Here is a 7,653-nt window from a genome sequence, read left to right as displayed (position 1 = left end):
GGAACGGACGCTTCCTTCGGACCGCCTTCCAGCGGGCCCTCCGGGCGCTTCGTTCTTTCGTGTTTCCAGCTTATCAGATGTTTTCCGCTCCGTTTCCGGGGCTTCGTTCATCCAACTCGCCGGTGTCTTCTCTGGCTTGACGCCCTGTCCGACGTTTCAAACTCTAGCCGACCCCCGCTCCGAAAAGCGAATCCAGCCGCAATCCGATAAACACCCATGCCGAATAAGCCCCCGGTCGGAACGCGAAAAACGCGAACACGACCCGGCGCGAACCGAGAAGTGGTGTTTCAAGGGATTGGCCGCCCCGGGACCGTCCGCGCTGTTGCGTGTCCGGTGCTCCCTGCCGAGCGACTGGGCGACAGTACCCCTCCCCGGCGCCCAACACAAATCCCGGCCGACCGCCCGTCACCTCCCTCCCGTACCGTGTCCCTGCCACTGCACGGACATGCGGTACACCAAGGGGAGGGCACCATGAACTCGCTTGTGTCAAAGGCTCGTTGGTTAGGCACCCTGCTGACGGCCGGAGCACTGCTGCTCGGCGCGGCCGGCCCCGCCGCCGCGGGCGGGCACCACGGAGGGCCGGTCCGGGGAGTGCCGCGGACCGTCGCCCTGGACTCCTCGCCCGCCGCGGTGGCGGTCAGCCCGGACGGGCACCGGGCCTACGTCGCGGTGAAGGACAGCATCCACGGTCTGAAACTGAAGGCGGTCGACACCCAGAGCGGTGCGATCACCGCCGTCGTCACCCTCACCACCGGGTTCGGCGGCGATGCCGGGCCGATGGCGGTCAGCCCGGACGGTTCGCGCGTGTACGTCCTGCTCGGCCCGAACCGCCACTTCCCCGCCTCCGTGCTGGGTGTCGTCGACACCGCCACCGGCTCCCTGCTCTCCAGCACCGAGGTACCGGACCAGCCCCGTCCCTCCGGGACCTACCCGGGCGGGCTGAGCGCGCTGGCGGTCAGCCCGGACGGATCGCAGGTCTATGTGACCCAGGACGGACCGGCGTCCTGGCACCGCCCGCCCCGCCCGGGGGCCAGGGTGCTCACCTTCTCCGCGAAGCGACAGGCGTTCACCGACGCCCTCCCGATTCCGGGCCGGTACCCGGCGTCGATCGTGGTCCGGCCGGACGGTGACGACGCCTACGTGGCCACCGAGGCGGGCCTGGTCCACCTGGCCCTGGACGACGAGCCCCCGGCAGTGGTCGGCACCGTCGCCGCCACGGCCGGCACCATCGTCAACCTGGCGCTCGACCCGGACGACACCCATGTGCACGGCGTCGGCGACGACGGCAAGGGCTACACGGTCGACCTCGACACCGACACCGTCGACGCGACCTTCGACATCGCTCCGGGGCAGCGGCTGCAGAACCCGGTGGTGAGCCGGGACGGCAGTCGGCTGTACGCAGTCGGGCAGGACACCACCAGCCCGGACGGCAAGGCCTCGGTCCTCTCCCTGGACCTCGCCACCCACCACCTCGTCCCGACCGAGGGGGTCCCCGGCCTCCAGTACGTGACCGGGCTCGCGGTCGGCCCGGACGGCCACACCTTCTACGTCACCGTCAACGACACCCTGCGGATCATCGGCTTCTGATCCGCCCCGACCTGCTCGTCCTGAGCGGGTGCGGCACCTGGCCGCACCCGCTCAGCCGAACAGGCGAATCCCGGCTCCGTCACCGGCCGGGCGGCCCCGTGGGACCGGACTGCGGTCGCTAGCTTGTCGACGTTCAGTCAACTCCACACACGTCCCCGGGACCCGTCATGCGCCTCGCCCGTCCGCTCACACTCGCCACCACGACCGCCCTGCTCGCACTGCTCGGCACCGGCTCACCGGCTGCCCACGAACACGCCCCCACCCCCGTCCTCGCCCCGATCGCCGAGCACCACCACGACAGCTCGCTGATGTACGGCACCAGCAGCAACTGGTCCGGCTACGCGGCCACCGGCGGCAAGTTCACCAGCGTCAGCGCGGAGTGGGACCAGCCGACCGTCACCTGCACCGACACCAACACCTACTCCGCCTTCTGGGTGGGCCTCGACGGCGACGGCAGCAAGAGCGTCGAACAGATCGGCACCGAGGCGGACTGCTCGCTCGGCACCCCGTCCTACTCGTCCTGGTACGAGATGTACCCGGCCTACCCGACCAACTTCCGGAGCCTCGTGAGCCCCGGCGACCACTTCGTCGCAAGCGTCAGCACCAATGGCAACGGCTCCTTCACCCTCACCATCCGCAACACCACCGCGGGCTGGAGCCACAGCGTCAACAAGTCCCTGAGGAACGCGGCCCTGGCCTCCGCCGAAGTGATCGCCGAGGCTCCGTCCACCACCTCCGGTGTCCTTCCGCTGGCCGACTTCGGCACCGTCGGCTTCACCAACGCCTCGGTCAACGGCAAGGCCCTCAGCGCTTCGAACCCTTCGGTCATCGACATGGCCACCAGCAAGGTCACCAAGGCCACCACCTCGGAGATCACCGATGGCACCGACTTCTCGGTGACCTGGCACCACAGCTGACCGATCCCCCGGCGGCGCCCGACCGGCAGGACGGTCAGGCGCCGCCGGCCTGTCGGCGGCCCTGCTCCAGGAAGTCCAGCAGGGCCGCCACGCCGCCGAGTTCGCGGATCGTCCGGGCGGCGCCGAAGGGGGCGTTCCAGAACTCCCCCTGCCGCGGCGTGTGCGGGCCGACGTACGCGTAGGGCTCCGGCTGGTAGGCGTCGCCGGGCGAGACGCCGTAGTTCACCGCGCCGGCCGTCACCCCGAGGTCGAAGTGCTCCGGCCAGATCACCGGGGTCTCGGCCGGGAACAGCGCGTCGAGCGCGGCCTCGCCGAGCGCGAAGCAGTCCGCGATCCGGCCGGCCGCCTCCCGGTCCACCTCGATCGCGTGGTCGGCGGCGACGCCCGGCCCGTCCCGGTACAGCCCTTCCGGTGCGCCGACGGGGAACCCGAGGGCCTCGCCGAGGGCGGCGCAGCTGGTCCGTTCGAGGGACAGCACCCGCCCCGGTGCGACCAGCTCCGCACCGATCACCCGCAACCTCGGCTCAACCGTGGTCGCGAAGCCGCCGGGGCAGGGCCGCAGCCGGATCGTCCCGCTCGCCCGGTACTGCGGGCCGGCCAGAACCAGCTCGGCCACCGCGTGCAGGGAGCGGCGGGTCCGTACGAAGGTCTCGGTGGTCCGGCTGTCCATGGGGGCATGGTCCCCCAGGTGCCCGGTCCGCGCACGGTGTTCCGGGGAACCGCCCGGGGCTCAGGGGTCGATCAGGGTGCGGATCATCAGCTCCACCTGCTCGCGCAGCTCGTCCCTGGTCGGTGGGTGCGTCCGCCCGGCCCCCGCCGCCATGTGGAAGAGGACGCCGTCGCACCAGGCCATCAGGTACAGCGCGCGCCGCTCGCCGTCGGGGCTGCCCGCTGCGGTGAGCAGAGCTGCGGCGAACCCCCGGAACCCGCTGCCGAGTTCGTCGTAACGGGCGCGCAGTGCCTGGTCCCGGTTGGCTTCGAGGGCGAGCTCCAGGCGAGCCAGGGTGAGGTTGCGGCTCGCCTGGAGCCGTACGTGGAGGTCCTCGGCGAGCAGGTTGACGAGCACGTCGCGGGCCGCCTGGCGGCTCAGCGAGGCGCTGACCGCCTGCAGCGGGCGCAGCGGGTCGGCGTCCACCTCGGTGATCCGCTCCAGGGCGAGGGTCAGCAGCACGGCCCGGGTGCGGGCCAGGTTGGAGGTGGAGCCGAGCGGCAGGCCGGCCGCCTCGTCCACCGCACGGTGGGTCAGGCCCCGCACCCCGCGCTCGGCGAGCAGCGTGACGGCGGTGTCGGCGATCAGGACGGCGCGTGGCGAGGTCATGGTCCCAGCATGCCGTTTCGCCCTTCCTCTGTCACTACGCTGGTAGTACGCTGAACTACATTCGCAGTGCCCGATTCACTCACGCGCACGCTGCGCGAGGCCCCGACCGTGCCGGCCCGCGCCCACCACGCCTCCTCACCACGCCTCCTCCCACCGGCAGTTGCCCGAGTCGACAGGAACGCCCGTGACCGCCTTGCTGATCCTGAACTTCGCCGTGGCCGCCCCGCAGCGCGCGGCCACCCACCGCCGGACCGCGGCGCCCCTGCCCGGCCGGTCCGTGCCCGGCCAGCCCGGATCGGGCAGCGGCGAGCTGCTGGCCAGTACGAACGGGACCGTCCGCCTCCACCCGGGCGGGCGCCCAACGGGTGGCACCCACACCGTCGTGCTGCGCTTCCGCGACGCCCAACACGCCCGCGCCGACTACGAATCGGAGCGCTACCGGGAGTTACTGGAGAAACGGTTCACCGCCTCCGTGCCCTTCTCCGCCGTGATCGTGCCGGAGCTGCCGGCGGCACCGGGCCGGGCCCCCGCGGCGGGCCCGCGCGCCAAGTCGGCCGCCGGAGCGGCCGCACCCGGCCCGACCGCCCTCCGGATGGACATCGCCGATTTCACCGCCCGGGCCGGACTGTCGGCCCGGAGCGTCCGGGCCTACCACGCACGCGGGCTGCTGCCCCCGGCCGAACGCGTCGGCAAGCGGGTCTTCTACGGTCCGGAACACGTCCGGCGCATCGCCTCCATCCAGTACCTCCAGCGCCGCGGCCTCAACCTCGAAGCCATCCTGACCCTCGCCGAGCTCGACCCCCCGGCCGAGCACGGAGGCAGGCACGCCCTCCCGACCTCCCAGGACCCGTTCCAGATCGTCGCCGAGGTGCTCGACCGCCCCCACGGGAGCGCCGACGAACTCGCCCAGGACCTGGGGACGCGGATCGCCGAGTCCATCGAGGCGCTGACCCGGGGCGCGTGCCCACCGAGCGATGTCACGGGGGCTCCACGCCGGTTCGGCCCCGCGATGACGGCCCTCCTGAGGGAGGCCTTCCAGGCCGTGCTCACCGCCGACGGCGCGCACCGGTTCCACCCCGGCCCTGCGGATCCGGACGCGGCGAGGACCGCGCGCTGTCGGCAGCGCTCCCTCCCGCAACCGTCCACCGAGCCGCAGTTCGTCGCGGCAGCCGGTGCTGCCACGAGGTCTCCGGCACACTCCCGCGCTCCCGGCACTCCCGGCGGTGCGCAGCGCCGGTGCTCGCCGGATGCGGACGAGCGAGTCGGTACCTCCGTGTGAAGTCCTGGTGGCGGGACCGTACTTCACGGACCTGGTGTTCCACGGCCTGCCGCGGCCGGTGCGGCCGGGCCTGGCCAGTGCCGGCAGAAGGGGACACGCCCGCGACACTCGACGCCCCGGCCGTCCGGGCCGGGCTCCAGCGCGGCCCCGCACGCCGCGGAGCTCGGCCGAACCAGGTTGGTATCAGCTTGAGTTGAACGCTTCAGAACCCGTGGTGACCGTGTTAGCGTCCCCCGGATGTCGAGATATCTGGTCACCGATCTGGACGGCACTCTGCTCGGCGGCTCCCTGGACGACCGACGTCGGCTGCGGGACGCCCTGGCCCGTCATCCCGAGGTGATTGTGGTCTTCGCCACCGGACGCGGCTCGGCCTCGATCCGGGACGTGCTGCGCGACCCGCTCGTCCCGCGCCCCCGGTGGATCATCGCCGACGTCGGCGCCACCGTCCTGGACGGCACGGACTTCACCCCCGTCGACCCGATCCAGGAGCAGCTGCGGACCGGCTGGCCGGGACCGGAGCGGGTCCGCGCCGCGTTACGCCGCTTCCCGCAGCTCGGCTACCAGCACGACGTGGTCCAGGACGGGCGCTGCTCCTACCACCTCGCCCCCGACCGGCTCACCGCGGAACTCACCGCGGCCGTCGAGTCCCTCGGCTGCGCCTGGGTGTACTCGGCGGACCGCTACTTCGACGTCCTGCCGCCGCAGGCCTCCAAAGGCAACGCACTACGGGCGCTGACCGGGAAGCTGGGCTGGCGGCCCGAGGAGACGCTGGTCGCCGGCGACTCGCTCAACGACCTCTCGCTGTTCCGGCTCGGCACCCGTGCGGTGGTCGTCGGCGGGGCCGAGCCCGCCCTGCTCGCCGCCCTCGCCGGGGACCCACTGGTCCACCGCCCCGAGCACATCGGCGCGGCCGGCATCCACGCGGCGCTCAGGGACCTCGGGTGGGTCTCCCCCACGGCCGGGCCCGAGCACCCCGCCACCACCCCACGCGCCGCTGCCGGCCCGCACTCCGTCGTGGTCGCCTACCACCGTCCGCCGTTGCACTGGAACGGCGAGAGCTGGCAGCCCCCCACCAGTCCCAATGGCATCCTGCCGACCCTGACCAGCGCCTTCGCCGACGGCCTGCCCGGGATCTGGGTCACCGCCGGGACCGGGTCGGACGGACCGACCCCGCCCCCGGCCGGCCCCCCGCTCGCCGCCGTACCCGTGGACCGGGCCACCTGGAGCGGCTACTTCCACCGCACCTGCAAGGAGACCCTCTGGCCCGTCCTGATGTCCGAACCCGACCGCTCGGTCTTCGACCCGGCCGCCTGGAGCGACTACCGTACGGTCAACTCCCGCTTCGCGGAGCTGATCAGCGCCCAGGCCGCGCCCGGCGCGGCCGTCTGGCTCCACGACTACAACCTCTGGCTCGTCCCCGGACTGCTGCGCCGCCTCCGGCCCGACCTCAGGACCGGGCTCTTCCACCACACCCCGTTCCCCGCCCCGGAGACCTTCGCCACCCTCCCGGTCGCCGCCGAACTGCGCCGCTCGCTGGCCCGGCTGGACTGGGCCGGCTTCCACACCGAGGACTTCGCCGCCCGCTTCCGCGCCACCCTGGCCGGTACGGACGACCCGGTCGGCCGACCCGACCGGCCCCGCACGCGCACCGCCGTCCACCCGCTCGGCATCGACCGGTCGGCCGTCGAACGGCTCGCCCGCCTCCGCGCACCGCACCGCCGCCCGGCCCCCGGGCGCGTGGTGCTCTCGGTCGAACGCCTCGACTACGCCAAGGCCCCGGTCCAGAAGGTCGACGCCGTCGACCTCCTGCTCGCCCGCCGGCCCGACCTGCGCGGCTCGCTCACCTTCCGGCTCGTCTGTCCGCCGCCCGAGCCCGGCATCACCGCCTACGACACCACCCGCCGCCGACTCGAAAGGCGCATCCAGGAGGTCAACACCCGTTGGGGACAGCCGGGTTGGCGGCCCGTCGACTACCGGCCCGAACGCCTCGGCACCACCGGCGTGGTCGACGCCTACCTGGCGGCCGAGGTGCTCTGGGTCACCTCCCTCCAGGACGGGATGAACCTGACCGCCAAGGAGTTCGTCGCCGCCCGGGCCGCGCTGCCCCACCTCTCGGACCCCGGCGTCCTGGTGCTCTCCCGCCACGCCGGCGCCGCCGCCGAACTCGGTGCGGCCGCCCTGCTCACCGACCCCCGTACCCCCGGGGACCTCAGCACCGTCCTCGGCCGCGCCCTCGACCTCGCCCCGGCCGAGCGCCGGACCCGGATGGCCCTGCTCTCCCGACTCCTCGGCCACCGGCGGCCCGCGGACTGGGCGGCCCGCATCATCGACGAGATCCGCGGCGACGACGACACCGGCGCGCCGGGGCCCGTCCGGTAGCCCCTGCCACCACTGGCCCTGGCCCTGGCCCTGGCCCTGGCCCTGGCCCTGGCCCTGGCCCTGGCCCTGGCCCTGCCGGATGATCGCCACGGGGAGCACCGTGGCGCAGATCACAGCGGGTTCGGTGCGGGAGACGAAATGTGCGGACCACCGGGGTGGTTGGCACGGGCAAC

At 73.1% G+C, this 7,653-nt stretch carries 6 protein-coding genes; 4 read left to right on the top strand and 2 right to left on the bottom strand.

Annotated features, from left to right (window positions below):
- Positions 1–471: 471 nt before the first annotated feature.
- Together ACIP4P_RS37435 and ACIP4P_RS37430 are read left to right on the top strand one after the other, a co-directional pair.
- Positions 472–1,587, top strand: coding sequence for a YncE family protein (locus ACIP4P_RS37435; protein ID WP_400926566.1), 1,116 nt, complete (start codon positions 472–474; stop codon positions 1,585–1,587).
- A gap of 167 nt (positions 1,588–1,754) precedes the next feature.
- Positions 1,755–2,504, top strand: a complete 750-nt coding sequence (locus ACIP4P_RS37430; RefSeq protein ID WP_400926562.1) for a G1 family glutamic endopeptidase — start codon at positions 1,755–1,757, stop codon at positions 2,502–2,504.
- A 34-nt stretch (positions 2,505–2,538) separates the two neighbouring features.
- On the opposite strand, the gene ACIP4P_RS37425 is transcribed toward ACIP4P_RS37430, so the two are convergent.
- The gene (locus ACIP4P_RS37425) at positions 2,539–3,174 is read right to left on the bottom strand and encodes a hypothetical protein (protein WP_400926559.1); all 636 of its coding nucleotides are present in this window, start codon (positions 3,172–3,174) and stop codon (positions 2,539–2,541) included.
- Between the two features lie 60 nt (positions 3,175–3,234).
- Positions 3,235–3,822, bottom strand: coding sequence for a TetR/AcrR family transcriptional regulator (locus ACIP4P_RS37420; RefSeq protein ID WP_400926556.1), 588 nt, complete (start codon positions 3,820–3,822; stop codon positions 3,235–3,237).
- 184 nt (positions 3,823–4,006) lie between these two features.
- Here ACIP4P_RS37420 and ACIP4P_RS37415 point away from each other — a divergent pair, with 184 nt between their 5' ends.
- Both ACIP4P_RS37415 and ACIP4P_RS37410 read left to right on the top strand, forming a co-directional pair.
- Entirely contained in the window at positions 4,007–5,101 is a 1,095-nt protein-coding gene (locus ACIP4P_RS37415; protein ID WP_400926553.1) for a MerR family transcriptional regulator, read from the top strand.
- A 237-nt stretch (positions 5,102–5,338) separates the two neighbouring features.
- Entirely contained in the window at positions 5,339–7,480 is a 2,142-nt protein-coding gene (locus ACIP4P_RS37410) for a trehalose-6-phosphate synthase (RefSeq protein WP_400926550.1), read from the top strand.
- The last annotated feature ends 173 nt before the right edge of the window (positions 7,481–7,653 follow it).

It is taken from the genome of Kitasatospora sp. NPDC089509, from assembly GCF_044749365.1.
Lineage (GTDB): Bacteria > Actinomycetota > Actinomycetes > Streptomycetales > Streptomycetaceae > Kitasatospora.
This window is presented reverse-complemented; position numbering and strand designations above follow the sequence as displayed.